This is a genomic window from Silvimonas sp. JCM 19000, assembly GCF_054652575.1.
This window is the reverse complement of record NZ_BAAIHC010000012.1, coordinates 91,825-116,142: the sequence shown is the minus strand read 5'-3', so window position 1 is coordinate 116,142 and position 24,318 is coordinate 91,825. Positions and strand designations below refer to the sequence as shown.

Annotated in this window: 25 protein-coding genes; 18 read left to right on the top strand and 7 right to left on the bottom strand. The window is 61.5% G+C overall.

Going from position 1 to position 24,318, the window contains the following annotated elements:
• Nucleotides 1–93: 93 nt before the first annotated feature.
• From ACYQ1A_RS12640 to ubiT, 4 genes are all read left to right on the top strand, one after another.
• Nucleotides 94–1,035 carry a carbohydrate kinase family protein gene (locus ACYQ1A_RS12640; protein WP_499362488.1) on the top strand — a complete coding sequence of 314 codons (942 nt, stop codon included), beginning with the start codon at nt 94–96 and terminating at the stop codon, nt 1,033–1,035.
• 150 nt (nt 1,036–1,185) lie between these two features.
• On the top strand, nt 1,186–2,184 hold the full coding sequence (ubiU, locus tag ACYQ1A_RS12635; protein WP_499362486.1) for a ubiquinone anaerobic biosynthesis protein UbiU: 999 nt from the start codon (nt 1,186–1,188) through the stop codon (nt 2,182–2,184).
• Nucleotides 2,185–2,194: 10 nt separating this feature from the next.
• Complete coding sequence (locus ACYQ1A_RS12630) at nt 2,195–3,091, top strand: U32 family peptidase (RefSeq protein ID WP_499362484.1); 897 nt, start codon at nt 2,195–2,197, stop codon at nt 3,089–3,091.
• Complete coding sequence (ubiT, locus tag ACYQ1A_RS12625) at nt 3,088–3,525, top strand: ubiquinone anaerobic biosynthesis accessory factor UbiT (protein WP_499362482.1); 438 nt, start codon at nt 3,088–3,090, stop codon at nt 3,523–3,525. The genes ACYQ1A_RS12630 and ubiT overlap by 4 nt, the downstream gene beginning before the upstream one ends.
• Nucleotides 3,526–3,770: 245 nt before the next feature.
• Here the strand turns inward: ubiT and ACYQ1A_RS12620 are convergent, their stop codons facing one another.
• Both ACYQ1A_RS12620 and ACYQ1A_RS12615 read right to left on the bottom strand, forming a co-directional pair.
• Entirely contained in the window at nt 3,771–4,406 is a 636-nt protein-coding gene (locus ACYQ1A_RS12620) for a thiol:disulfide interchange protein DsbA/DsbL (RefSeq protein WP_499362480.1), read from the bottom strand.
• A gap of 83 nt (nt 4,407–4,489) precedes the next feature.
• On the bottom strand, nt 4,490–5,206 hold the full coding sequence (locus ACYQ1A_RS12615; protein ID WP_499362478.1) for an SPOR domain-containing protein: 717 nt from the start codon (nt 5,204–5,206) through the stop codon (nt 4,490–4,492).
• A 236-nt stretch (nt 5,207–5,442) separates the two neighbouring features.
• Here ACYQ1A_RS12615 and argH point away from each other — a divergent pair, with 236 nt between their 5' ends.
• The 4 genes from argH (at nt 5,443) to ACYQ1A_RS12595 (ending at nt 9,411) form a co-directional block, all read left to right on the top strand.
• Entirely contained in the window at nt 5,443–6,828 is a 1,386-nt protein-coding gene (gene argH / locus ACYQ1A_RS12610; protein WP_499362476.1) for an argininosuccinate lyase, read from the top strand.
• Nucleotides 6,829–6,926: 98 nt separating this feature from the next.
• Nucleotides 6,927–7,385 (top strand): GNAT family N-acetyltransferase, encoded by a 459-nt coding sequence (locus tag ACYQ1A_RS12605; protein ID WP_499362474.1) that lies wholly within the window; start codon nt 6,927–6,929, stop codon nt 7,383–7,385.
• Between the two features lie 816 nt (nt 7,386–8,201).
• A complete protein-coding gene (locus tag ACYQ1A_RS12600) occupies nt 8,202–8,936 on the top strand; it encodes a pyridoxine 5'-phosphate synthase (RefSeq protein WP_499362472.1) in 735 nt (244 codons plus the stop codon).
• A gap of 10 nt (nt 8,937–8,946) precedes the next feature.
• A complete protein-coding gene (locus ACYQ1A_RS12595; protein ID WP_062225738.1) occupies nt 8,947–9,411 on the top strand; it encodes a CreA family protein in 465 nt (154 codons plus the stop codon).
• Between the two features lie 211 nt (nt 9,412–9,622).
• Here the strand turns inward: ACYQ1A_RS12595 and ACYQ1A_RS12590 are convergent, their stop codons facing one another.
• Together ACYQ1A_RS12590 and ACYQ1A_RS12585 are read right to left on the bottom strand one after the other, a co-directional pair.
• Nucleotides 9,623–10,681 (bottom strand): patatin-like phospholipase family protein, encoded by a 1,059-nt coding sequence (locus ACYQ1A_RS12590; protein WP_499362470.1) that lies wholly within the window; start codon nt 10,679–10,681, stop codon nt 9,623–9,625.
• A complete protein-coding gene (locus tag ACYQ1A_RS12585; RefSeq protein ID WP_499362468.1) occupies nt 10,681–11,409 on the bottom strand; it encodes a pseudouridine synthase in 729 nt (242 codons plus the stop codon). The genes ACYQ1A_RS12590 and ACYQ1A_RS12585 overlap by 1 nt, the downstream gene beginning before the upstream one ends.
• A gap of 153 nt (nt 11,410–11,562) precedes the next feature.
• Between ACYQ1A_RS12585 and ACYQ1A_RS12580 the strand changes: the two genes are divergently transcribed.
• The 7 genes from ACYQ1A_RS12580 to ACYQ1A_RS12550 all read left to right on the top strand — a co-directional run bounded on the left by ACYQ1A_RS12580 (nt 11,563) and on the right by ACYQ1A_RS12550 (nt 18,758).
• Nucleotides 11,563–12,084, top strand: a complete 522-nt coding sequence (locus ACYQ1A_RS12580) for a MarR family winged helix-turn-helix transcriptional regulator (protein WP_053938369.1) — start codon at nt 11,563–11,565, stop codon at nt 12,082–12,084.
• Between the two features lie 35 nt (nt 12,085–12,119).
• The gene (locus ACYQ1A_RS12575) at nt 12,120–13,550 is read left to right on the top strand and encodes an efflux transporter outer membrane subunit (RefSeq protein ID WP_499362466.1); all 1,431 of its coding nucleotides are present in this window, start codon (nt 12,120–12,122) and stop codon (nt 13,548–13,550) included.
• Nucleotides 13,551–13,617: 67 nt separating this feature from the next.
• Nucleotides 13,618–14,787 carry an HlyD family secretion protein gene (locus ACYQ1A_RS12570; protein ID WP_499362464.1) on the top strand — a complete coding sequence of 390 codons (1,170 nt, stop codon included), beginning with the start codon at nt 13,618–13,620 and terminating at the stop codon, nt 14,785–14,787.
• A 51-nt stretch (nt 14,788–14,838) separates the two neighbouring features.
• Nucleotides 14,839–16,398 carry a DHA2 family efflux MFS transporter permease subunit gene (locus ACYQ1A_RS12565; RefSeq protein ID WP_499362462.1) on the top strand — a complete coding sequence of 520 codons (1,560 nt, stop codon included), beginning with the start codon at nt 14,839–14,841 and terminating at the stop codon, nt 16,396–16,398.
• 165 nt (nt 16,399–16,563) lie between these two features.
• Entirely contained in the window at nt 16,564–16,941 is a 378-nt protein-coding gene (locus tag ACYQ1A_RS12560; RefSeq protein ID WP_062225004.1) for an antitoxin Xre/MbcA/ParS toxin-binding domain-containing protein, read from the top strand.
• Complete coding sequence (locus tag ACYQ1A_RS12555) at nt 16,916–17,614, top strand: RES family NAD+ phosphorylase (RefSeq protein WP_499362459.1); 699 nt, start codon at nt 16,916–16,918, stop codon at nt 17,612–17,614. The genes ACYQ1A_RS12560 and ACYQ1A_RS12555 overlap by 26 nt, the downstream gene beginning before the upstream one ends.
• 127 nt (nt 17,615–17,741) lie before the next feature.
• Nucleotides 17,742–18,758 (top strand): substrate-binding domain-containing protein, encoded by a 1,017-nt coding sequence (locus ACYQ1A_RS12550; RefSeq protein ID WP_499362457.1) that lies wholly within the window; start codon nt 17,742–17,744, stop codon nt 18,756–18,758.
• Nucleotides 18,759–18,979: 221 nt separating this feature from the next.
• Here the strand turns inward: ACYQ1A_RS12550 and proB are convergent, their stop codons facing one another.
• Entirely contained in the window at nt 18,980–20,104 is a 1,125-nt protein-coding gene (proB, locus tag ACYQ1A_RS12545; protein ID WP_062225002.1) for a glutamate 5-kinase, read from the bottom strand.
• A gap of 144 nt (nt 20,105–20,248) precedes the next feature.
• On the opposite strand from proB, the gene msrQ reads away from it, so the two are divergent.
• The 3 genes from msrQ to ACYQ1A_RS12530 are packed head-to-tail and all read left to right on the top strand — an operon-like array spanning nt 20,249 to nt 22,082.
• Nucleotides 20,249–20,869, top strand: a complete 621-nt coding sequence (gene msrQ, locus ACYQ1A_RS12540) for a protein-methionine-sulfoxide reductase heme-binding subunit MsrQ (RefSeq protein WP_499362455.1) — start codon at nt 20,249–20,251, stop codon at nt 20,867–20,869.
• Complete coding sequence (locus ACYQ1A_RS12535; protein WP_499362453.1) at nt 20,866–21,627, top strand: threonine/serine exporter family protein; 762 nt, start codon at nt 20,866–20,868, stop codon at nt 21,625–21,627. Before msrQ ends, ACYQ1A_RS12535 begins: the two co-directional genes overlap by 4 nt.
• On the top strand, nt 21,627–22,082 hold the full coding sequence (locus ACYQ1A_RS12530; RefSeq protein WP_499362451.1) for a threonine/serine exporter family protein: 456 nt from the start codon (nt 21,627–21,629) through the stop codon (nt 22,080–22,082). Before ACYQ1A_RS12535 ends, ACYQ1A_RS12530 begins: the two co-directional genes overlap by 1 nt.
• 165 nt (nt 22,083–22,247) lie before the next feature.
• Here ACYQ1A_RS12530 and queC read toward each other — a convergent pair whose 3' ends face one another.
• A complete protein-coding gene (gene queC / locus ACYQ1A_RS12525; protein ID WP_053938378.1) occupies nt 22,248–22,949 on the bottom strand; it encodes a 7-cyano-7-deazaguanine synthase QueC in 702 nt (233 codons plus the stop codon).
• Nucleotides 22,933–24,300, bottom strand: a complete 1,368-nt coding sequence (locus tag ACYQ1A_RS12520; RefSeq protein WP_499362448.1) for a chloride channel protein — start codon at nt 24,298–24,300, stop codon at nt 22,933–22,935. Before ACYQ1A_RS12520 ends, queC begins: the two co-directional genes overlap by 17 nt.
• Between the last annotated feature and the right edge of the window lie 18 nt (nt 24,301–24,318).

Genomic DNA, 24,318 nt, shown 5'->3' with positions numbered 1-24,318 from the left:
TGCATGGTTGGGAGGGCTGGGCGCGCAGTGTACACGCGGTGCGGCGGCCAACAAAAATGTCATAATGCGCGCATTCCTCCTTTCGAGAACGCCATGGCCATCCTGATCAGCGGTTCGATCGCTTACGACACCATCATGGTGTTTGAAGATCGCTTTAAAAACCATTTGCTGCCCGATCAATTGCACATTCTGTCGATCTCGTTTCTGGTGCCGGAAATGCGGCGCGAACTGGGTGGCTGTGCCGGCAATATCGGTTACACGCTGAAGGGCCTGGGCGGCGATCCGCTGGTGGTGGGCACGGTGGGCAGCGACTTTGGCCCCTACGCCAAACGCATGGATACGCTAGGCATTTCGCGCGCAGGCATCCGTGAACTGCCCGAGCAATTTACCGCGCAATGTTTTGTCACCTGCGATCTGGACGACAACCAGATTGCCGCCTTCCACCCGGGCGCGATGAATCTGTCGCATTTTATCCGCACCCAGGATATTGGCGTGCCGGTGGAACTGGGCATCGTCGGCCCCGATGGCAAGCTGGGCATGCAGGCGCGCTGCCAGCAACTTAGTGAAATGGCCGTGCCGTTTATCTTTGATCCGGGTCAGGCGCTGCCCTTGTTCTCGGGCGATGAATTGCTCGAAATGATCGAACAAGCCGATTACCTCACCGTGAACGACTACGAAGCCGAAGTGGTCGCGCGCAAGACCGGCGTGGCGCTGGATCAACTGGCGCGCAAAGTCAAAGCGCTGGTGGTGACATTGGGGGGCGAAGGCGCCGAGATTCACGCTGATGGCCAGATCTACCGTATTCCGGTGGTGCCTGCGGCGGCGGTGATTGATCCGACCGGGTGCGGCGATGCCTTCCGCGCGGGCTTGTTGTACGGCATCAGCAAAGGCTGGGGCTGGCAAAGCACCGGCCAACTGGCGTCTTTGCTCGGTTCGCTTAAAATTGCGCGGCGCGGGGCACAGAACCATGAAGTCGAGCTGGAAGACATCAAGGCGCGCTACGCGGCAGCATTTGGCGAGCAGTGGCCGGGCTAAAACACCGCTGCGCGAACGGGTCGGGGCCCATCGTCCGCAGACGTGGCCCCAATACGCTATGCCGTTTGCATCAAGCTTGATCCAGATTAAATTTGTTGCGGACAAAGCCGCTTAAGCTGCCCCCGGTCTGACTTACCCAGGGCGGCTCACGTGGCGCTTCCAGAACTGGTTTGTCCGGCGGGCAGTCTGGCCGCGCTGGAACAAGCAATCGAACACGGTGCCGACGCCGTTTACGTCGGCTTTAAAGATCCCACCAATGCCCGCAACTTTGCCGGGCTGAATTTTACCGATGCCCAACTGGCGCGCGGCATTGCGCTGGCCCAGCGCAAAGGCCGCAAGGTACTGATCGCGATCAATACCTATATGCAGGCCGGCCGCGTAGCGCAATGGTATGCCGCGGTCGACCGCGCCGCCGATGCGGGCGCCGATGCGGTCATCCTGGCCGATATGGGTTTGCTGGCTTATGCACACCATCGGCATCCACAACTGCGTTTGCATCTCTCGGTGCAAGGCTCGGCCACCAATGCCGAGGCCATCAATCTGGCGCATCAGCACTTTGGTATCCAGCGCGTGGTGTTGCCGCGCGTGCTCACGCTGGCGCAAGTAGCGCAGGTGGCGCAAAACACGCCAGTACAGATTGAAGTCTTCGGCTTTGGCAGCCTGTGCGTGATGGCCGAAGGCCGCTGCGCATTGTCGTCGTACGCCACTGGCGAATCGCCCAACACCCATGGCGTGTGCTCGCCCGCCAGCCATGTGCAGTGGCTGCAACAACAGGATGTGCTGAGTGCGCGGCTTAACCAGATTCTGATTGATCGCTTTGCCCCGGGCGAAGCGGCCGGTTATCCCACCTTGTGCAAAGGCCGCTTTGATGTCGGCGGCAGCACCTATTACGCGCTGGAAGAGCCGACCAGTCTGAATACCTTGTCGGTCTTGCCCGAATTGCTGCGCATCGGCGTAGCCGCCATCAAGGTTGAAGGGCGCCAGCGCAGCCCGGTGTATACGGCGCAAGTAACGCGGGTGCTACGCGCCGCACTGGACGCCGCCGGGCGCCCCGACTATGCGGTTGATCCCGCGTGGGCGGCGCAGCTGACTGCCGTTTCTGAAGGCCACCAGCAAACGCTGGGCGCCTATCACCGACCGTGGCGCTGAGGCTACAGGCATGGAAAACACCATCAATCTATCGCTCGGCCCGCTGCTGTATTACTGGCCGCAAGCCACCATCCAACGTTTCTACGCCGCCGTCAGCACCTGGCCGGTAGAGCGGGTTTATCTGGGCGAAGTCGTGTGCTCGCGCCGCCATGAGATGCGCCTGAATGACTGGCTGGATATCGCCGCCACCCTGCAGGCCGCAGGCAAGACCGTGGTGCTGTCATCGCAGGCCTTGCTGGAATCGGGGGGCGATCTGATTGCGCTACGCAAGCTGGCCAACGCCGGTTTTCTGATCGAAGCCAACGATCCAGGCGCAGTCAAAGTGGCGGCCGATGCCGGTCTGCCGTTTGTAGCCGGGCCGCATCTGAACATTTATTCCGGCGCCACGCTGGATTGGTATGTGGGTCTGGGCGCGTGCCGCTGGGTGCCACCGGTGGAAATCAGCCGCGATACGCTCAATGCCGTACGCGCCGAGAGCCAGCATCTGGTGCCGATCGAACTGTTTGCGCATGGTCATTTGCCGCTGGCGTGGTCAGCGCGCTGCTTTACCGCCCGCCATTACGATCGCAATAAAGATCGCTGCGAATTTGTCTGCCTGGAACATCCGGACGGCATGGTGATGCGCACGCGCGAGCAGCAACCGTTTTTGCGCCTGAATGGCATCCAGACCCAATCCGCCGCCTGCCACAGTTTGTGGAACCTGTTGCCGCAAATCCGCGCCGCAGGCATCAGCACGCTGCGCATCAGCCCGCAGGCGCGCCATACCGGCGAATGGGTGCGGGCCTGGCATGCCGCGCTACAGGGCGTATCGGTGCAACCCGACGTTGCACAGTGGCAACCCGAAGGGCTGGTTAATGGCTACTGGTTTGGCCAGGCCGGCATTACGTGTCAGGAGGCAAACGCATGAACCCCGATTGGCTGTTACCGCTGCGCCGCATCGCGCCGCACTTACCCGAAGCGCCGGCAGGCTTTGTTGTTTGCCAGACGCTGAACCTGGCGGTACGGCGCTTGTGGCCGGACGAAGATTTTATGTGGCTGCAAGGCAAGACTGCGCGGCTGGCGGTGTCGGATCTAGGCTGCGGCGTCACGCTGAGCTACACCGGCGGCCGGTTTATCCACAGCAGCAAAGCCGCTGATGTGACCTTGCGGGCCGAGCTTGCGGGCTTTACCGCCATGCTGCGGGGCCAGACTGACCCGGACACGCTGTTCTTTCAGCGCAAACTGCAGATCGAGGGCGACACCGAACTGGGACTGCATCTTAAAAACTGGCTGGACACCACTGACCGCAGCGCGCTGGCCAGCATGATGCCGGGGCCGTTGGCGCGCTGGCTGCAACCGTAATAAGCGCTGCATCCGGATCGGTTGTTATAGGGTGGGTCTAGACCCATCCGTCAATGCCATACCCGGACGGCGCAACGCTTTGCTATGCCACCCAGGTAAATACCCACGGCCACTCAACGCAGCGGTATGCCAACCATCGCTGTCCCTGGTGATGGCTTTGCCTGGTGGGTCCAGACCCACCCTATGCATGGCGCAAACAAATCAGGGCGCCTTGAGCGCCCTGATTTAATTGATCTGCCGCGCGCTTATTTCTTGCGCTCTTTGGCAATCAACTGATCGACCACGGTCAGCACCGTGCCGTCTTCTTTGCCCACCATCGACGGGGCCGTCACGTATTTGCCGTTGATGATAAACATCGGCACGCCATCCACCTGATAGTCCTGCACCATCTTGGCCAGCTTGTTCATTTCTACGCTGCCGCTGAACGAGTTGTACGCCGCCTTGAACTTGTTGACGTCAATACCTTGCTTTTTAACCCAGTCAAACAGCACGTCGTCCTTGCGCAGTTCCAGGCCATCTTGCTGGATGGCGTTGAACACAGCCTGTTGATACTTGCCCGCGATACCCATGGTGTTCAGCGCGATAAAGATTTTGGCGTGCGCAATGATGTCGTTACGACCTTGCCATACCACGTGGGCGCGGCGGAAGTTAACGTCCTTGGGCAGTTTGGCGGCCCACGCTTCAACGTAAGGCTCGATATGGAAGCAATGCGGGCAGCCGTACCAGAAAAACTCGATCACCTCGATCTTGCCCGGCACCGCCACCGGTTGCGCCGGCGTCAGCAGCTTGTATTCCGTGCCTTCCTTGATATCAGCGTGCGCGGCGACCGACGCCGTGAGCAAACCAACCGCCATAAACATCGCCTTGAGCCAACGGGTCATGCTGGATAGTCCTTTTATTCGTTAGGTCGAAAGTATGCAAAACCGGCACTATGACTGCGCCGTTCTGATTAAATTCCCGCCGCTTATTGTGCCTTGACGTTGGCGCTCTGCACGCCATTGGCCTGCAGTTCGCTGCGCACTTTGTCCATATCTGACACGCTGGTAAACGGGCCGATGCGTACGCGATGCCAGATGCCTTTGTCTTGCGTTTCGACGGTCTGGATGCGGGCCTCGATGCCTAATAACGCCAGTTTGGCTTTCAGGTTGTCCGCATCCTGCTCATTCTGGAAAGCGCCCGCTTGCAGATACGCCCCCTTGGGCGCTTCCACCGTCGTGGGCGGCGTGGCATCGCCGCTGTCTTTGGCTTTGTTGGCAGCGGCCGCTTTGGCTTCGGCCTTGTCCGACATGGCCGGCAGCATCTTGTAAAAGTCGAAGCGTTCGCCCGCGCTGGCGGTGGCCTTGGGCGGCGTTTGCGCCGCGCTGGCCGTTGCGCTCTGGTTGCTGGACGAACCGGACTGCGGCAAAGGCTGCGCGACATCACGGCCCTGGCCTTCCGGGCGCAGTACTTCAGGCTGGTTGGGAGCAACCACCGGCGCGCTGGTCACCGCATCAGGCGGCGGGGCCGAGGTTTTGTTCATAAAGGGATTGGTGCCGCGATTGATATAAAACGCCACACCCACTGCCACGGCAACCCCGACCAGCGCACCCAGCACCAGCCCGGTCAGCAAGGAACCACCGCCACCGCCGCCGCTACGCGCCGCCGGTCTGCTCGACGCGGAGCGCTTCATATCTCTACTCATAGACCTTTTCTCCGGCGCGGCGAGTACCGCGCCTGGTGCGTTCTGTATATATGGCCTTGCCCCGCAACAGGGCACTGCGGCCAAATGTGGCGAATTCTAGCACCCGCCGTTGCTTTGGCTACACATCGTGCTGACATAAAAGGGAGTTTTGTCACTGAACGGATTTAGCGTGCAGTGCAACAAAGCACAAACGCGGCATATAATCGGCGTTCGTTTGTTTAAGGGTTACCCCCAACATGCAGGATTCCAGGAAAGCCTGGTCTGGTCGGTTCAACGAGCCGGTGTCAGATCTGGTCAAGCGCTACACCGCGTCGGTCGGCTTCGACAAACGCATGGCCGAAGTCGACATTCAGGGTTCCTTAGCCCACGCCACCATGCTGCAACGCGCGGGCGTGCTGACTGAAGAGGACCTGCGTGCCATCCAGAGCGGCATGGCCGATATCCTGGATGAGATCCGCCATGGCACGTTCGAGTGGTCGCTCGATCTTGAAGACGTGCACATGAATATCGAGCGGCGTCTGACGCAAAAAATCGGCGATGCCGGCAAGCGTCTGCATACCGGGCGCAGCCGCAATGACCAGGTCGCCACCGATATCCGTCTGTATCTGCGTGGCGCCATCGATGTGTTGATCGGGCTGGTGCACGAGTTGCAGATTTCGCTGCTCGAACTCGCCGAAAAACACGCCGCCACCGTCATGCCCGGGTTTACCCATCTGCAAGTGGCGCAGCCGGTCACCTTCGGCCACCACATGCTGGCGTATGTAGAAATGCTGGGCCGCGATGCCGAGCGTTTCGCTGATGCGCGCCGCCGGGTTAACCGTCTGCCGCTGGGCTCCGCCGCACTGGCCGGTACCACTTTTCCGGTGGACCGCGCTTATACCGCCGAGCTGCTGAATTTTGAAGGCGTGTGTGAGAACTCGCTGGATGCGGTCTCCGATCGCGACTTTGCGATTGAATTTACCGCTGCCGCCGCGCTGACCATGACGCATCTGTCGCGCCTGTCCGAAGAACTGGTGCTGTGGATGAGCCCGCGCTTCGGCTTTATCGATATTGCCGATCGCTTCTGTACCGGCTCGTCGATCATGCCGCAGAAAAAGAACCCCGACGTGCCGGAACTGGTGCGCGGCAAGACCGGCCGCGTCAACGGCCATCTGGTGGCACTGCTGACGCTGATGAAGGGCCAGCCGCTGGCCTACAACAAAGACAATCAAGAAGACAAAGAGCCGCTGTTCGATACGGTCGATACCCTGACCGACACGTTGCGGATCTATGCCGACATGATGCGTGGCGTTACCGTCAAACCCGACGCCATGGCGCAAGCGGTCAAGCAAGGCTATGCCACCGCCACCGATCTGGCCGATTACCTGGTCAAGAAAGGCCTGCCTTTCCGCGATGCGCATGAAGCCGTGGCACTGGCAGTGCGTTATGCCGAAGAAAAACGCCGTGATCTGTCCGAGCTGCAACTGGTTGAACTGCAGAGCTTTTCACCGCTGATTGAAGCCGATATCGCCGAAGTGCTGACCGCCGAAGGCAGTATTGCCGCACGCGATCACGTTGGCGGCACCGCGCCCGACCAGGTACGGTTGCAGATTTCGCGCTGGCGCCAACGTCTGGGCGTGTAAGCGCTGCAGCGGGCTTAGCCACAACGGGTCGGAGGCATTCCGGCCCGTTGGCTTTTGTACCTTCTCCTTCACCCCCTTTGCTTGCTGAGCCCCGCACCATGCCGTTGACCTGGACCTGGTATCGCTTCTCCGACTTTGATTCCGCTGCCCTCTACGCCTATCTCAAACTGCGCCAGGACGTGTTTGTGGTGGAGCAGAACTGCGTTTATGGCGATCTGGATGATCTGGACCAGCCGTCGTGGCATTTGCTCGGGCGCGACGCGGCCGGGCAGGTCCAAGCGGCACTGCGGCTGGTGCCGCCCGGACTCAAGTACGACACGCCATCGCTCGGCCGAGTGGTGGTGGCTGCGGCGGCGCGTAAAGGGGGCACCGGCTCAGCATTGGTGGCCGAAGGCCTGGCGCAATCGGGGCGTCTGTATCCCGGCCTGGGCAATCGCATCGGCGCGCAAGCGCACCTGCAACGCTTTTATGGCGCACTTGGCTTTGTCACGGTGAGTGCGCAATACGATGAAGACGGCATTCCGCATGTCGATATGGACTGGCTCCCCGCCCCCTGAGTACACCGCACGTCTGCCCTGCGCCCGATCACGGCGCACCAGCATGTTGCTGCGCCGCCGCAATTCGCCCCGTTTGCACGCGCCTGCCTGACAAGAAAATTGCAGATAAATAAAGCAGTTTTACGCCGTTCGTCAGCAGAGGCGCGCTTCTTTGTCGTTGGCATCAGGCTTGGCCATAAACTGGCATGTCGTTGATTTACCAAGATATTTTGCAAAAACGGCGCGCGGTTTCCACGCCCCTTTGGCACGCCTGGCGCGCGGTCATCGCGCCGTCATGCCGCTTTCACACAAATCGGGAACGATGTTTGCTCACAAGTAGATACGTCACAGCAAATACCAGCCGTGCACTGCACACTGTCGCTTGCTGATGCTGACGAAATGCTTTTGCAATACTGACTGTGGCATAATTGGTGCAATGCATCAAAGAGTTGGCTTACTAGCCAGCAGGCAACCAGGCAGCCACGCCACCGAATCTTGATCCGACGCTCCACGCGCGGCGGATCGTGCCCCCAGCAGGGTGGGCACCGCAGCTTTTGTTTTTAACTCGTAAAGGAAATGTGCCATGAGTAGCTTTGCTCGTTCTGTTGTACTGCTCGCCATTTGCGGCGCCATGATCGCGTTTACCACGCCGGTCCACACGATGTTCTAAGCCGGCCCAAGGCTTAACCCCACCCATGCCCGGTACGCCGGGCATTTTTTATGCGTGGACGGCATCGGATGCGTGTTATGGCCGTGTCCATGGCCTTCTGTAGGTGGACATGCGTGCAGCATGCGGCAACAATCCTTGTTTTCTGCCACACCCAGGGCACCCAGCGCATGGCTACCCAACTTAGCGTCAACCTGAACAAGATTGCCCTGATCCGCAATTCGCGCGGCCGGGATTATCCGTCCGTCACTCACTTTGCCCGCCTGGCCCTGCAACACGGCGCCGCAGGGGTCACCATCCACCCGCGGCCCGATCAACGCCATGCGCGCAACGCCGACGCCCTGGCGCTGGCGGCGCTGGTGCAGGAATATCCGGGGACTGAACTGAATATCGAAGGCTATCCGTCGCGTGAATTCCTGGACGTGGTGCTGCAAGCACGCCCCGCGCAATGCACGCTGGTGCCGGACGAACCGGGCCAGCTCACTTCGGACCACGGCTGGAATATTGCCGCGCGCATGGATTTGCTCAAAGCCGTGGTGGCCGAACTCAATGCGGCGGGCATCCGCGTGAGTTTGTTTGTTGACCCCGACCCGGCGCAGATCGCCCTCGCCCCGCAAACGGGTGCCGCGCGCGTTGAGCTATACACCGAAGAATACGCGTTGCATTACGGCCAGCCCGACAGCGCCGCCATCCTTGCGCGTTATGCGGTGGCGGCGCAGTGCGCGCTGGAACATGGCCTGGGGCTGAATGCCGGGCATGATCTGAACCTGCACAACCTCGGCGGTTTTCTCAAGGCGGTGCCGGGTGTCGATGAAGTCTCGATCGGCCACGCGTTAACAGTCGAAGCACTGGAAACCGGTTTTGCTGAAGTCATCCGCCGCTACGTGGCGATCTGTACTCAATAAGGAAGCCGTCATGCTCAAGCACATCGCAATATCCGGACTGGTCGCGATGTGCGGCCTGGCCCACGCGGAAGAAGTCGGCTCGGTGGATACCGCGTTTCAGCTGATCGGGCCGGATCACAAGATTGTGGTCGAGGCGTTTGATGATCCAGCCGTCAGCGGCGTTAGTTGTTATATCTCGCGCGCCAAAACCGGGGGCATTAGCGGCGCGGTCGGCCTGGCCAAAGACCCGTCGCGCTTTTCGGTGGCGTGTCGCCAGGTGGGCGCGATCAAGTTTCTGCACCCCATCCCCAAGCAGGAAGAAGTATTCAAGCAAAGCGCGTCGTTTATCTTCAAACACGTGCGCGTGGTGCGCATCGCCGACGCCAAACGCAGCACGCTGGTGTATCTGACGTACTCGGACAAGGTCATCGACGGCAGCCCGGATAACTCGCTGACGGCGGTACCGGTGACCGGACAAGCCATCCCGGTCAAATAAAAGGCGCGGCATAGGGTGGGTCAAGACCCACCACTCAAAGCCATATGCAGATGCTGCGGCGTGCTGCTCTGCCACTTTGATCGCAGTGCCGCTTGATTCCATGCCGGACGATATCCGATTTACTTTCGAATAACGTACGCCGCAGGGCGCGATGCGCACTCAGGTATCTAAGTTCATCTCTACGACTTTGAATGGTGGGTCTTGACCCACCCTATGGCAGCGGTTCGATCCTGGCAACGGGGTTGGGCTGGTTGATCCAGTCGACAAATTCATCGGCCAGCTGCTGCCCGGCGTTCAAAGCGGTTTTCCACGCGGCGATACGTTCACTGTCGCGGCCGTTAAACCGGGCAAAGTCTTTGCGGCTGGGAATACGCTGGCCCGGCAGTTGCGCCACAAACTCAGCCGTCGGCGCCAGCACCAGCGTGCGCTCCAGCCAGGCGGCTTTGCGCCACGGCAGAAACTGGTCCAGCCAGCCCGTGGTGATGCGCTGGGTAAAGTGCGGCAGCAACATCAAACCTTGCGGCTCGGCCAGTGCCAGATCCATGTGGTAATCGATCAGCCCGCCATCCAGATAAGTGCCGCGCGGCGCACCGGGGATGTCGCGTACGGCTTCCAGCACGCCGGGAATGGCCCCGCTGGCCAGCAAAGCAGCCGGCAAATTAGCGGGCTGCAGCGGCACTGCGGTATTGCCGAAACCATCATCGATAAACTGTGCGGGCTGCGGCCCGGCATGGAAGGTGACGCGCTGCAGCCAGCCGCCCAGATGCCGCCGCGCGCGCGCGTTGGCCAACACCGCCCGCGCCAGCGCCAGCTTGTCGCCGCGGCTACCGCTGCCATCGATGCCACGCACGGCGCGCGCGGTCAGGATGTTCAGATGCAGCCACGGATGCGCCACGATCTGCTGCGCACCCGTCTCGCCCAGCATGCCGTGCATGATCTGCAGCGCCACCTGGCTGACTTCACGCGGGGACGGCCGCTCGGAATAGGCTTGCGCCAGGTAATGCGCTTCAAAGCGGTCCAGCGCCGCCAGCGGATCGTCTTGCGCCAGTGCCGCCAGCCGCCACGCCCCAATCGACGCTCCCACCGCCAGCATGGGCTTGCTGCGGTCTGCCAGCCACTGGCCCATCAGCGCTTTATCCAGCCGCGCCAATACCTGCCATTTGGGGCCGCCAGCGGCCGCGCCCATATGCGAAAACAGATCGGGCTTGAGCCCGTGTTCGCGTAATTGCCGCAGCGCTTCGGGCCCGGCCAGCATGCGCAGCGCGGCCATCAGGCGGCGTCGCCGGTACGGTTGAGCGCAGCCAGTTGCTCGGCATCCAGTTCAATATATTCGCCTTCAGCCAGCTCAAGCGAGGCCAGTGTCAGCCCGCCGATGGCCACGCGCGACAAGGCGGCGCAATGGTTACCCGCCGCCGCCAGCATGCGTTTGACCTGATGGTATTTGCCCTGCTCCAGCACCATCTCGATATGCAGCTCATCCACCAGCACGGCCGACAGCGCGTGCAGCGGCGCTGGTTCGTCGTGCAGTTTGACCCCGTTCAGTAATTGCTCGGCCAGGCTGGAGTCGGCCGCTTGCGCCAGCGTGGCCAGATATTTTTTGGGCTGATGATGTTTGGGGTGTGACTGCGCATGAATAAACGCGCCGTCATCCGACAGCAGCAGCAAACCGGTGGTGTCATGATCCAGCCGTCCCACCGGTTGCACATCGCGCCAGCGATAGGGCTCGGGCAGCAGCGTCAGAATGCCGGGATGGTGGCTCGGCTTGCGCGAGCATTCGTAATTGGTGGGTTTATTCAAGGCGAGATAGAGCTGGGCGCGATAGGGCCAGTCTTCCTCGCCAAACAGGGTAATCATCAGGCCTTCGGTTTCAACATCGGTGCGCCAGTCGGTGACGATCTGGCCGTTGACGGCCACTTCGCCATCGGCGATCAGCTCGCGCACGCCTTTACGCGTGCCGAAACCCTGAGAAGTGAGAATGCGATCAAGTGATTGTTTCATGACCGAACTTTAACCGATGCCCGGTCAAAAACCCAAGATGCCTTGATCTGGCGCAGTTCAAACAGCGGGCTACGGGAAAATCACAACGTCGCGGCAGAGATACAGCCCTAAATTATTCTTGTCAAAAATAATTCAGAAATTTACTATCCCGGCATGAATGATCATGTCCACCCCACCCCAGACGCTTTTCCCACCTTTGCGGATATCGAAAACCGCATCGAGCGGGTTTGTGCGCGCGTGCCCGGCAGCGACCGCCAGCCCGTGCTGCTTAAAATGCTGTTGCAACACATCGCCGGCGGCCTTAACAGCCGCATGAACGAAGTGCTGCGCGAATATAACCTCAACCGCATCAGTTTTCTGGCGCTGGTGATGCTGGTCAGCTCGGGCGGCAAACCGCTCAACCCGTCTGACCTGGCCGAAGCGACCGGCGAGTCGCGCGCCAATGTCACGCGGATTTGCGACGAGCTGGTGGCCAAAAGCCTGCTGCGCCGCGAGCCCAACCCGGAAGACCGGCGTCGCATTGACCTGTATCTGGCCCCGCAAGGCGAAGAGCTGGTGCAACGTACGCTACCCAAAATCCAGAACCATGCCTTCTCACCGTTTAACGATCTGACGGCGGAAGAACGCGACCTGCTCGAAGCCATCCTCAAGAAGCTGCTCGGCGCCTTTGCCTGAGCGCAGGGTCCACTGAACTACTACATAGAAAAGCCATGAAACCTTATCTCGCCTTGGGCTTGCTGGCGCTGGCCGGCTGCGCCCGGATTCCGGAAGACCATCAGTCCGTACAACTGCGCGACGCCGCAGGCGCGCAGCTTTCCAGCCAGATCAAACTGGCCAGCGAAGGCTGGCCCGATGCCCGCTGGTGGTCGCGTTATCACGACAGCCAGCTCGATCAACTGATGGATGCTGCGCTTAAAGGCTCGCCCAACCTGGTGGTGGCGCAAACGCGTGTGCTGGCGGCGCAGGCTGGCGTGCAACAGGCGCATGCCAACGAAGGCGTGAATGTGCGCGCCAGTGTGTCGGTGACGCGCGAGCTGACGTCCGAATACGGTCTGATTCCACCGCCGCTGGCCGGTGAATGGGTGACCGATACCGAGCCGCAAATTTCCGCGTCGTATGAATTTGACTGGTGGGGCAAGCACAAGGCCGAGATCGCTGCGGCCCTGGGCGAAACCGCCGCCAGCCGCGCCGATCTGGCCGCTGCCGAGCAATCGCTGACCACCGCCGTGGCGCAAGCCTACTTTACCTGGCAGACCGACAACGCCCGCATTGCGCTGATCAAGCAGCAACGCGACGTGCAGCAAAATCTGCACCAGATTGCCGCCCGCCGTGTGCAAAGCGGCCTGGAAAACGATACCAGCCAGCGCAGCGCGCGCGGTGATGTCGCCAACCAGGACGCCGTGCTGGCGCAACTGGCCGCAACCGAGCGCCAGGATCGCGAATCCTTGCGCGCGTTGCTGGGCATTACCGGTGACAGCAAAGTGGTGGACCAACTGCAGCCGCAGCCCTTGCCGCAAGCCGTCGGCGCACTGCCCGCTGATCTGGGTCTGAACCTGGTGGCACGTCGCCCCGATCTGCAAGCCGCCCGTTGGCGCGCCGAAGCCGCAACGCAACGCACCGAGTACAACAAGGCGCTGTTCTATCCGGATATCAGCCTGAGCGCGTTTGTCGGCGCTTCCAGCCTGAGCCTGGACGATGTGCTGAAGCAAGGCACGCGCACGCTGGGCATTACCCCAGCGCTGAGCCTGCCGATCTTTGATAGCGGCCGTCTGGCTGCCGGGCTGACTGCCAGCCGGGCGCAACGCGATGTGGCCATTGCCCAGTACAACCAGGCGCTGGTGAATGCGGTGCAGGACGTGGCCAACCAGGGTGTGGCGCTGCAAGGCTTGTCGGCGCAAGAGGCCGCCACTCGCAACTATCTGGTCGCGACCGAGGGCGTGCTGAAAAACCAGCAAACCCGCATGCAGCGTGGCCTGACCGATCAAGGCGTGGTACTGCGGGCGCAACTGCCGGTGCTGATGATTCAGGACCAGTTGCTGCTGCTGCGTAACCGCCAGATCAATACCGAAATTGCGCTGACCCGTGCGCTAGGCGGTGGCTATCAAGCCCCGACCGCCGACGCCGTAGCCGAAACCAAATAACAAACCCGCTACCGCGCCGCTGCTGCGCGCGGTGAGCCAGTCATGCTAAAGAATTCTGGAGAACACCATGAGTACCGATAACAACCAAGCCGTTGCCGCGAATCAGAAAAAGCGCAAACCGGTCATGGCCATCATCACCACCGTGTTTGTGCTGGCCGGCATCGGCTACGCGTTTTATTACGCCACCGTACTGACGCAACGCGAAGAAACCGATAACGCCTATGTGGGCGGCAACCTGGTCACGCTGACCTCGCAAGTGAGCGGCACCGTCACCCAGATCAGCGCGGACGAAACGCAGTTTGTGAAGGCCGGTGACGATGTCGTCAAACTGGACCCGGTCGATGCCAAGGTAGCGCTGGCGCAAGCCGAAGCCGCGCTGGGTGATTCGGTGCGCCAACTGCGCCAGTCCTACGCCAACGCCTCGCAATACGACGCCGCACTGGCGCAAAAACGGATCGATCTGGCCAAGGCGCAGGATGATCTGGCGCGCCGTGCGCCGCTGGCCGCTGACCACACCGTGTCGGCCGAAGAAGTTGCCCACGCCAAAGACGATGTCGCCGTCGCCAAAGCGGCGCTGGATGTAGCCGAAAAGCAAGCCGAAGCCGCCCATGCCAGCATCGATGGCGTCAACATCGCAAATCACCCCAGCGTGCTGCGTGCTCGCGCCAATTACACGCAAGCGTGGCTGACCGTGCAACGCAATGCCATCCCGGCGCCGGTGTCGGGCTATGTGGCCAAGCGTGGCGTGCAAGTGGGCGCGCGCATCACCCCGGGCCAATCCTTGCTGTCGATTGTGCCGCTGGACCAGTTGTGGGTGGACGCCAACTTCAAGGAATCCGAACTGCGCAATATCCGTATCAATCAGCCCGCGAAGATTACGGCCGATGTATACGGTAGCAAGGTGGAATACCACGGCAAAGTGGTTGGCCTGGGCGCCGGTACGGGTAGCGCCTTCAGCCTGTTGCCGGCGCAAAACGCCACCGGTAACTGGATCAAGGTGGTGCAACGTGTGCCGGTGCGTATCCAGCTGGATCAGCAAGAGCTGCGCCAGCATCCGCTGCGCGTAGGCCTGTCGACCACGGTGGAAGTGGACACTCATCAGCGTGACGGTAGCGTGCTGTCGGCCGCCACCGAGAACAAGCCGCTGTTTACCACCACCGTGCTGGACCAGCCGCTGCAACAGGCCGAGACGCAAGCCGACGCCATCGTGGCGCGCAATATGGCCAAGAGCAAGTAATTGACATGCCCTGGCGTTTGACCGCCGGGGCATGCTTCGCGGAGTACTGTCATGACCTCTACAGCCGCTGCTGTAGCCCCGCCTGCGCCCCTGCACGGCGGCAAGCTGGCCTTGGTGACGGTGGCGTTGTCGTTCGCCACCTTCATGGAAATTCTCGATACAACGATTGTTAACGTTTCAGTCCCGCACATTGCCGGCGATCTGGCCGTGGCGGCCAACCAGGGCACATGGGCGATCAGCTCATATGGTCTGGCGGCAGCCATTGCGGTGCCGCTGACCGGTTGGCTGGCTGGCCGCTTTGGCCAGGTCAAATGTTTTTCGCTGTCGGTGCTGTTGTTTACGCTGATGTCCATCCTGTGCGGCATGGCCAACAGCCTGCCGATGCTGGTGGCGTTCCGCTTTCTGCAAGGCCTGGTCTCCGGCCCGATGGTGCCGCTGTCACAAACGCTGCTGCTGAGCACTTATCCACCGGAGAAAAAGGGCCTGGCGCTGGCCTTATGGTCGATGACCGTGATTGTCGCGCCGATTTTCGGGCCCTTGCTCGGCGGCTACATCACCGATCAGCTCAGCTGGCCGTGGATTTTCTACATCAACGTGCCGGTGGGCATCGCCGCGGGCATTGCGTCGTGGAACCTGCTGAAAGACCGTGAAACCCCCACCCGCAAGTTGCCGATCGATGTGGTTGGCCTGATCCTGCTGGTGCTGGGCGTGGGCAGCCTGCAAGTGATGCTGGATAACGGCAACGATCTGGACTGGTTCAACTCGCCAGTGATCGTCACCCTGGGTGCCGTGGCCGTGCTGGCGCTGACCTACTTTGTGGCGTGGGAGCTGACCGAAGAGCATCCGATTGTGGAGCTGACGCTGCTGAAGCGCCGTAACTTCACCATCGGTGTGATTGTGTTGTCGTTGGGCATGTTCTGCTTCTTTGGCAGCACGGTGTTGTTCCCGCTGTGGCTACAAACAGTGATGGGCTACAACTCGACATGGGCCGGTGTGGCCACTGCGCCGGGCGGTGTGCTGGCGCTGTTCTTGTCACCCATCATCGGCAAGAACATCACCAAGCTGAATCTGCGCATGGTGGCGTCGATCGCGTTTGTGGTGTTCGGCGTCACCATGTTCTGGTACGCCAGCTTTACCCTGGACACCGACCTTAACCACATCATGCTGTCGCGCTTTATGCAGGGCATCGGCATTGCGTGTTTCTTTGTGCCACTCAACCAGATCATCCTGTCCGGCCTCGGCCCGGCGCAGATGGCATCGGCATCGGGCTTGTCCAATTTTTTCCGGACCATTTCGGGCAGCTTTGCCACGGCCATCGCGGTGTTCTTGTGGGACCGTCGGCAGAATTTCAGCCACGTGCGTCTGACTGAAAACGTGAACGCCGCCAACCCGGCCAGTGTGGATTATCTGAGCAAGCTGCAAGACCTGGGCATGAGCGCACAAGCGGCATATGCACAGGTGGATCAGGTGATTGCGCAACAAAGCTTCATGATCGCCACCAAAGAAGTGTTCTGGTTGCTGGGCGTGATTTTCTTTGCGCTGATCGTGATTGTCTGGTTTGCCAAGCCACCGTTTGGGTCTACGGGTGGTGGTGGGGGCGGCGGGCATTAGGCATGGGGGGACCGGGTGTGCGGTCTGGTCCACCCATTCGAAGCCGCAGCGCACCAAGCATCATCGTGCGTCTCCATGGCTTTGAATGGTGGGTCATGACCCACCCTATGTTTTCTCCAGAAATTTTTTTGTGCTATATTTCCAGCAGCAAATCGCGGAGGGTTTATGGCGGCGCTTGAGAAACCGGTACTGAAAGACGAAGTCGTGATGACCAAAGCCTTGGTCCGCACGGCGGAGCGGCTGGATTTCCGTCAATCGGACCTGGGCCGCATGCTGGGCTTGTCCGGTGCCAGCGTCAGCCGCATGGTGCACGGCCAGTACGAACTCAATAACCATCGCCCCGAGTGGGATACCGCGCTGACGCTAATCCGCCTGTATCGCTCACTCTCCTCCATCCTCGGCGGGCAAGAAGATCTGATCCGCCGCTGGATGCATACCCCCAATACCGATCTGGGCGGCGTCCCCGCCGACATCATCCGCCGTGGTGCGGCCGGCTTGTTTACTGTGGGTCTCTATCTTGACGGCATCCGCGGTCGTATCTAACAGCAGCGCCGCGTTCAAGGCCTGGCGTTCGGTCGAAACCCAGCGCGAAGTGGCCACGCTGGCACTGGTGGACAATGATCCTGACGAGCAAGCGCTGCTCGAAACTTTGCTGGATGAGCACAAGCCGCCGGTGCCTGCTGGCGCACAAAAACTGCATTATCTGCTGAGTACACCGTTTCGCTATCCGGCCAGCCCGCCCCACGGTACGCGCTTTGTCCGGCCTGGCGCGCTGGGCATGCTGTACGCGGCCGAGAATAAAACCACCGCCATGGCCGAATCGGGCTATTGGCAATTCCGCTTTATCAATGCCTCCGCCGGGTTGCGCGACACGCATATCACCTTGCAACGCACCTTGTTCCAGGTGGATGTGGCGGGCAATGCGGTCGATCTGCGCCTGCCGCCGTTTGCCGCCACGCCGGACCGCTGGAACCGTCCCGATGATTACCGCGCCACCCACGATATCGGCACGGGCGCGCGTGAGAACGGCGACGTTGATCTGATCCTGTATCCGTCGGTACGCGATCCCGAGCATGGTCTGTGCATTGCCGTGGTACAGATGCGCGCTTTCAAACGCAACAAGCCGTTGGCCAGCGAAGAATGGCATCTGACCATCTTGTCAGACCATGTGTTATTCCGGCGCGGGCGCGAAACGCTGTCTTTCCGCTTTAGCTAAAGCCCAGGCGCGGCGCAGTCGGGATGGCCAGGGCTGGTGCCGCCCGGCATATGACCGATTTCGCTTTCGCGGCCGCTACGGCACAATGCCGCTGAAATCGATATCAGAAACCTAACCGACCGGGCCCATGAACCTCCGCCAGCTTGCCGCTCACCTCCAGCTCTCACCCACCACGGTTAGCCGTGCGCTTAATGGTTTTCCTGAGGTTAACGCCGAAACGCGCGAACGCGTGGTCGAAGCCGCGCGTCAACTCGGCTACCGCGCCAACACGGTTGCGCGTCGCCTTGCCACCGGCAAGACCGATAGCATCGGCATCATCTATCCGTTTGAGCCGTCCGATCTGGGCGATCCGGTCTTCCTCGACATCATTGCCGGGATTACCGAGCGGCTGGGCGAAGCCAGCATGGATTTGATGATCGTCTCGGCGGCGCAAGAACATGAACTGGATACCTACAAACGCATGGTGTCGGCGGGCCGAGTGGATGGCCTGATCGTAGCGCGGACGCAAGTGCAGGATCCGCGCCTGGAGTACCTGCAGGAAAAGGGTTTCCCGTTTGTGGCCCACGGGCGCAGTGCGCTGGCAGACCCATACCCCTGGTTCGATTACGACAATGAATATGGCATGCGGCTGGCGGTAGAGCGGCTAACCACGCTGGGCCATCAACGTATTGCCCTGGTCAGCGCGCCGCTCTCGATGAACTTTGCCGCGCAACGGCGCATGGGTTATTTGCTGGGGCTGAACGCCGCTGGCGTGGCGGTCGATCCGGATTATATGGTGCACGGCGGGCTGACGCCGCTCGATGGCGCTGCCGCCACGCGCAAATTGCTGGCCCTGCCACAGCGGCCGACGGCGCTGGTGGTGGATAACAACGTGTCAGCGCTGGGCGTGATGAGCGCGCTGCGCCAGGCCGGCTTGCTGCCGGGGCACGATATTTCGATCATCGTATTTGGCGGCTTGCCCGCGCTGCTGCCGGATAGCGCCACGGTGAGCGCCATCATGCAACCGCAAGCGCGCCAGGCCGGCCGCACACTGGCCGAGCTGATGCTGGCGCGCCTGGCCGGGGAACCGACCCCGTCGCTGAATCGGCTGTGGAAACCGGAACTGGTGCCGGGCGGCACCGATCAGCCTCCGCCGCGCGCTTGAACCCGTAAGGACGATAGGGTGGGTCTGGACCCACCGTCCAATGTGGCATGCCAAGCAAACCGCTCGTGGCATTCGGCTTTGGATGGTGGGTCACGACCCACCCTATTAATCACGAGACATCGGGTGGGTCTGGACCCACCGTCCAATGTGGTATGCCAAGCGCACCGCTCGTGACATCTGGCTTTGGGTGGTGGGTCTAGACCCACCCTATTGGTCGCGGCTTAATCCAGTAGCACCAGATTATCGCGGTGGATCAGTTCGGGTTCTTCCAGATATCCCAGAATTGCTTCGATCTGCCCGGTGGGCTGGCGCTGGATGCGGCGGGTTTCGGCGGCCGCATAGTTGATCAAGCCGCGGGCGATCTCGTGGCCAAGGCTGTCCACGCAGCTGACCATATCGCCGCGGCGGAAATCCCCCACCACATCAACGACGCCAATCGGCAGCAAGCTGGACCCCTTCTCTGCCAGCGCCCGGCGCGCGCCGTCGTCCAGCACCACTTTGCCTTTAACCTGCAGATGCGCCGCAATCCACTGCTTGCGCGCCGCCAGCGGCGAGGTCTCGGGCACCAGTTGCGTGCCGATGCCCTCGCCGCCTGCCAGCCGCGTCAATACATCGGGTTCCCGGCCGCTGGCGATGATGGTGGCGGCGCCACTGCGGGCGGCCCGTTTGGCCGCGAGGATTTTGGTCAGCATGCCGCCAGTCCCCACATTGGAACCCGCCCCACCCGCCATCGCTTCCAGCGCCGGATCGCCCGCTTTGGCTTCTTCCACCAGCGTGGCGGCGGGATCTTTGCGCGGGTCCGCCGTGTACAGCCCGCGTTGGTCCGTCAGGATCACCAACGCATCGCCTTCGACCAGGTTGGTCACCAGCGCACCCAGGGTGTCGTTATCGCCAAGCTTGATTTCGGCGGTCACCACGGTGTCGTTTTCGTTGATGATTGGAATCACGTCCAGCGCCAGCAGCGTCAGCAAGGTAGAACGCGCATTCAGATAACGGGTGCGGTCGGCCATATCCTCATGCGTCAGCAGCACTTGCGCGGTGTTCAGCCCATGTTGCCGAAACGCGCTCTCATACGCCTGGCACAAGCCCATCTGGCCCACTGCGGCGGCGGCTTGTTTTTCATGCACGGCGGTGGGCTTGACGCTCCAGCCCAGCCGCGCCACGCCTTCTGCCACCGCACCGGATGACACCAGCACCACCTGTTTGCCCAGCGATTTAAGCTGGGCAATTTCTGCCGCCCAGCGCGCCAATGCGGCGTGATCGAGGCCGCGGCCATCGTTGGTGACCAGACTGGAACCCACCTTGACCACAATACGCTGGGCCGATTTGACGACGCTGACAGGCATGAACGCGCTTCCGGAAAACGGGAAAAGCGCAATTATACGGGGCATTGCGCTGGCTCGGCATGAGCGTATCGGGCATAAGCCACAGTGACGCCAGCCGCGCCTGCTGCTATAACCGGCGTCATTGCCCACCCGCATAGTGACACCATGGCCGCCACCCGCCCTGTCTCACCCCGAGCCATTAGCTGGCTCAAGTTCGTTTTGTTTATCGTCTGTCTGATCCCGGCCGCGTGGATCGCGCTGCATGTGACCAGTGCGGTCAATCCGGTTGAGTACGTGACGCATCAAACCGGCACCTGGACACTCAATTTTTTGCTGATCACCTTGTGCGTAACACCGCTACGCATCCTTACCGGCCGCAATGAGTTGCTGCGCTTTCGCCGCATGCTGGGGCTGTTTGCTTTCTTTTATGTGTGCTGTCATTTCGCCACCTGGTTCGGGCTGGATCATTTGTTCGACTTTGCCGCAATGTGGCACGACGTGATCAAACGGCGCTTTATCACCGTCGGCTTTATTGCCTTTGTATTGATGGCCGCGCTGGCAGTCACCTCCAACGCCGCCAGCGTGCGCAAGCTCAAACGTAACTGGGCGCGGCTGCATAAGGCCATTTACGCCATCGCCATTCTGGGCGTGGTGCATTACTGGTGGCTGGTCAAACGCGATATCACTGATCCGGCCATATACGCAGTCTTGCTGGCGATCTTGCTGGGCTGGCGCATCTGGCGCGCGCAACAGCAAAAGCGGCTGGCGGCAGTCCGAACACGATGAACAAGGAAACCCCCTTAAGCCTGGCCGAGGTCACCCATCTGGCTTTGCAGATTGGCTTGCTGGCGCATAGTTGCGGCGCCGATACCGCGCGCACCAGCGCCGCCATGCAACGTTGCGCTACGGCATTGGGCGCGCAGCGGGTCGATACGGTGGTGTCATCGCTTAACCTCGGCCTGACGCTGGAAATGAACCTGCAGCGTGAAACCGCGCTGCGCAAAGCGCCGCATATGGGCGTTAATTTTCGCGCGCTCAATGCACTGGAGCGCGCCCTGACCTCGCTCGAAGCCGGCCGCATCGGCACTGAAGCCTTCAAAACGTGGACCGAACAAATCGCGACGCATACCCCGCGCTATCCGGCCGGACTGATTGCGCTGTTTGTCGGGATAGCCTGTGGCGGCTTTGCCGCCCTGTTTGGTGGGGACGCCGCCGCCATCGCGCTCACCACCTTTGCCAGCGGCATCGGCATGGCGTTACGGCAATGGCTGGTCAAACGCGGCTTGCAGCCCTTGATGTTTGCCAGCGCCGCCGCCTTTGTCGCCACGCTGATCACCGGCGCGGCCCATAGCCTGACCAGCACGCCGGATGCGGCCCTCGCGGCCTGCGTGCTGTTTCTGATTCCCGGCGTACCTTTGATCAATGGCACCAGCGATTTGCTGCAGGGCAATTATCTGAATGGCAATGTGCGGCTGACCATGGGGGTGGTGATTATCGTGGGCATCGCCATCGGCATGAGTCTGGCTCTGCGGGTGGTGGGATGATGCCGCACTGGTTAATCAGCATCTGGGCCGCACCGGCGGCATTGGGCTTTGCCTTGCTGTTCAACGTGCCGCCGCGTGCCCTGCCGGGCTGCTGTGCGATGGCAGTGCTGGCCGTAGCGTTGCGCAACGGCATCGTGGCGGCGGGCGGCGATCTGGTGGTGGCCACACTGGCGGCAGCGTGTCTGGTGGGCGTGCTGGCGCAGGCCCTGGCGCGCCGTTTACGCCACGTCAGCGCCATCTACGCCATCAGCGCGGTGATCCCGCTGGTGCCCGGCGTCTTTATGTACCACGCGGTGCAAGCCATGTTGCGTATTGCCATGCTGCCCAGCAAAGCAGCGGGTGGTGCTTTGCTGGAAGAAGCCGGCGTTAACGCCATTCGCGCGGGCATGGTGTTGCTGGCGCTGACCATAGGCATCGCCGCGCCACGGCTGCTGTGGCCGCAGCGCCATGGCTAGATGCGGGTCGCGGGCGGCAGCGGCGTCCCCGTCTGGAGCAACCGTTTAAAGCGTCATGCCAGGAACGACGGCCTTGGCTCTTCGTTGGAACCCACCCTCAAAGCGGCATGCCAGGCGCAGTGCTTTAGGCAGATGGCTTTGAGTGGTGGGTCTAGACCCACTCTATCAGGCGGGTTGGTAGCGGGTGGGGTCGGGCACGCCAGCATCGGCAAAGCCGGCGGCGCGCAAGCGGCAGGCATCGCACACACCGCAGGCGCGGCCTTCGTCGTCGGCCTTGTAGCACGTCACCGTCAGGCTGTAATCCACGCCCAGCGCCAGCCCGGTCTTGATGATGTCGGCCTTGCTCAGGCTGATCAGCGGGGTGTGGATGGTGAGCGGGCTGCCTTCCACACCGGTGCGCGTGGCCAGCCGCGCCATCGCCTGGTAGGCGGCGATATAGTCCGGGCGGCAATCGGGGTAGCCCGAATAATCGACCGCGTTAACGCCAATAAAGATGTCGTCGCCCTTCAGTACTTCGGCCCAGGCCAGTGCATAAGACAGCAGGATGGTGTTGCGCGCGGGCACATAGGTCACCGGAATGCCGCCGTCCGTGGCGCCATCGGTCGGCACTTCTATGCTGGCGTCGGTCAGCGCCGAGCCGCCAAAGGTGGCCAGATCGATGCGGACTACGCGATGCTCGACCGCGCCCAAAGCTTTGGCCACGCGGGCAGCGGCTTTCAGTTCCGCGTTATGGCGCTGGCCATAATCAAACGACAGGCAATACGGTGCAAAGCCCTGGCTTTTGGCAATCGCCAGGCAAGTTGCGGAATCCAGCCCGCCGGAGAGCAGGATCACGGCCGGACGTGCGGCCTCAGTGGTTTGAGTCATCAGAGTGAGTCCCTTTTGCAGTGGCTGCAGGTGCATGCGGCTTGGACCCGTGTCCATATTGCAGCAGCACTCTTGCAGCCAGATCGTGATAAAGATTGACGCGAAACAAGCGCGCCACATTTGAAGCAATCATGGCCGACGCCAGCGTGGAGATCACCATCGCGTGGCCGTCGGTCATTTCAATCATGATGATGGCGCTGGTGACCGGGGCGCGCGTTACCGCGGCCAGTGCAGCCACCATGCCGATGGCGACGATCTTGATCTGCACATCGGCCCCGAACAGCGGCGCAAACCAGCTGCCCACCCCCGCGCCCAGTGACAAAGCGGGGGCGAAGACGCCGCCGGGCAAGCCGGTGATAAACGTCGCCAGCAAGCTCAACAGCTTGAGCGGCAGGTAATACCACGCCATCAGGCCTTCCCCGCTAATCACATGGCTGGTTTCATCGGCACCACTGCCAAACACCGGCACCAACAGGCCACAGGCCGCAATCACCAGACCGCACGCCGCGATAAACGCGTATGGCCGTTGCCGCCGCATTTCCGCCAGCGGGCGCGGCATCCAGCGCGCTTGATGCACGCACAGCCACGAAAACAAGCCCCCGACCAGTCCCGCCGTGACCGCCACCGGAATCAAAGGCAGCAGAATCGCGTAATTAAAGTCCGGCACATGGATGCGACCGAAATAGGTGTAATCGCCCTGCAGCGCCAACGCCACCACGCCCGCCAGAATCACCGCGCCGATCAAGCGGCCGCTGGTTTCGGTTTCGACCGAGCGCGCCAGTTCTTCAAACGCAAACACAATGCCGGCCAGCGGCGTATTAAAGGCGGCGGCGATGCCGGCCGCGCCACCGGCCAGAATCAGCTGGCGTTGCACTTGTTCGTTGGGCAATGCCATCAATTTGCGGCAGGCATACATCAGGCTGGCGCCGATCTGCACGGTGGGGCCTTCGCGCCCCAGCACAAAGCCACTGCCCAGGCCCATCACGATGCCGACAAATTTGACTGCGCCTATGCGCAAAGACAGCACTTTGCTGGCGATTTCGGGTTTACCGGCCACTTCGATGGCGGCCATGGTCTGCGGGATGCCGCTGCCTTCTGCGCCCTTGCCCATGCGATCCATCAACCAGCGGATGGCCATGCCCCCCAGCGGCAGCGACACAAACGGCCACCACAGCCAGCGCTCATGCAGGGCACTAAAGCCCAGAAACGCCCATTCCGCCGCCTTGGCCAACAAGACGGCCACCAGCCCTACCACCGCCGCACCCAGCCATAAGGCCAGCGTGCTGCGCGTGCGCTGCGGTAGCTTTTTTAATCGGACGATTTCGCGCCTGGCAATCTGCAACAGCGGCATCAGCAACAACCTGGTTGG

What these genes read in the sequence shown, in the direction of transcription:
- ACYQ1A_RS12640 (WP_499362488.1), top strand. Translation starts at nt 94, where the DNA reads ATGGCCATCCTGATCAGCGGTTCGATCGCTTACGACACCATCATGGTG.
- ACYQ1A_RS12630 (WP_499362484.1), top strand. Translation starts at nt 2,195, where the DNA reads ATGGAAAACACCATCAATCTATCGCTCGGCCCGCTGCTGTATTACTGG.
- ubiT (WP_499362482.1), top strand. Translation starts at nt 3,088, where the DNA reads ATGAACCCCGATTGGCTGTTACCGCTGCGCCGCATCGCGCCGCACTTA.
- ACYQ1A_RS12620 (WP_499362480.1), bottom strand. Translation starts at nt 4,406, where the DNA reads ATGACCCGTTGGCTCAAGGCGATGTTTATGGCGGTTGGTTTGCTCACG.
- ACYQ1A_RS12615 (WP_499362478.1), bottom strand. Translation starts at nt 5,206, where the DNA reads ATGAGTAGAGATATGAAGCGCTCCGCGTCGAGCAGACCGGCGGCGCGT.
- argH (WP_499362476.1), top strand. Translation starts at nt 5,443, where the DNA reads ATGCAGGATTCCAGGAAAGCCTGGTCTGGTCGGTTCAACGAGCCGGTG.
- ACYQ1A_RS12605 (WP_499362474.1), top strand. Translation starts at nt 6,927, where the DNA reads ATGCCGTTGACCTGGACCTGGTATCGCTTCTCCGACTTTGATTCCGCT.
- ACYQ1A_RS12600 (WP_499362472.1), top strand. Translation starts at nt 8,202, where the DNA reads ATGGCTACCCAACTTAGCGTCAACCTGAACAAGATTGCCCTGATCCGC.
- ACYQ1A_RS12595 (WP_062225738.1), top strand. Translation starts at nt 8,947, where the DNA reads ATGCTCAAGCACATCGCAATATCCGGACTGGTCGCGATGTGCGGCCTG.
- ACYQ1A_RS12590 (WP_499362470.1), bottom strand. Translation starts at nt 10,681, where the DNA reads ATGGCCGCGCTGCGCATGCTGGCCGGGCCCGAAGCGCTGCGGCAATTA.
- ACYQ1A_RS12585 (WP_499362468.1), bottom strand. Translation starts at nt 11,409, where the DNA reads ATGAAACAATCACTTGATCGCATTCTCACTTCTCAGGGTTTCGGCACG.
- ACYQ1A_RS12580 (WP_053938369.1), top strand. Translation starts at nt 11,563, where the DNA reads ATGAATGATCATGTCCACCCCACCCCAGACGCTTTTCCCACCTTTGCG.
- ACYQ1A_RS12575 (WP_499362466.1), top strand. Translation starts at nt 12,120, where the DNA reads ATGAAACCTTATCTCGCCTTGGGCTTGCTGGCGCTGGCCGGCTGCGCC.
- ACYQ1A_RS12570 (WP_499362464.1), top strand. Translation starts at nt 13,618, where the DNA reads ATGAGTACCGATAACAACCAAGCCGTTGCCGCGAATCAGAAAAAGCGC.
- ACYQ1A_RS12565 (WP_499362462.1), top strand. Translation starts at nt 14,839, where the DNA reads ATGACCTCTACAGCCGCTGCTGTAGCCCCGCCTGCGCCCCTGCACGGC.
- ACYQ1A_RS12560 (WP_062225004.1), top strand. Translation starts at nt 16,564, where the DNA reads ATGGCGGCGCTTGAGAAACCGGTACTGAAAGACGAAGTCGTGATGACC.
- ACYQ1A_RS12550 (WP_499362457.1), top strand. Translation starts at nt 17,742, where the DNA reads ATGAACCTCCGCCAGCTTGCCGCTCACCTCCAGCTCTCACCCACCACG.
- proB (WP_062225002.1), bottom strand. Translation starts at nt 20,104, where the DNA reads ATGCCTGTCAGCGTCGTCAAATCGGCCCAGCGTATTGTGGTCAAGGTG.
- msrQ (WP_499362455.1), top strand. Translation starts at nt 20,249, where the DNA reads ATGGCCGCCACCCGCCCTGTCTCACCCCGAGCCATTAGCTGGCTCAAG.
- ACYQ1A_RS12535 (WP_499362453.1), top strand. Translation starts at nt 20,866, where the DNA reads ATGAACAAGGAAACCCCCTTAAGCCTGGCCGAGGTCACCCATCTGGCT.
- ACYQ1A_RS12530 (WP_499362451.1), top strand. Translation starts at nt 21,627, where the DNA reads ATGCCGCACTGGTTAATCAGCATCTGGGCCGCACCGGCGGCATTGGGC.
- queC (WP_053938378.1), bottom strand. Translation starts at nt 22,949, where the DNA reads ATGACTCAAACCACTGAGGCCGCACGTCCGGCCGTGATCCTGCTCTCC.
- ACYQ1A_RS12520 (WP_499362448.1), bottom strand. Translation starts at nt 24,300, where the DNA reads ATGCCGCTGTTGCAGATTGCCAGGCGCGAAATCGTCCGATTAAAAAAG.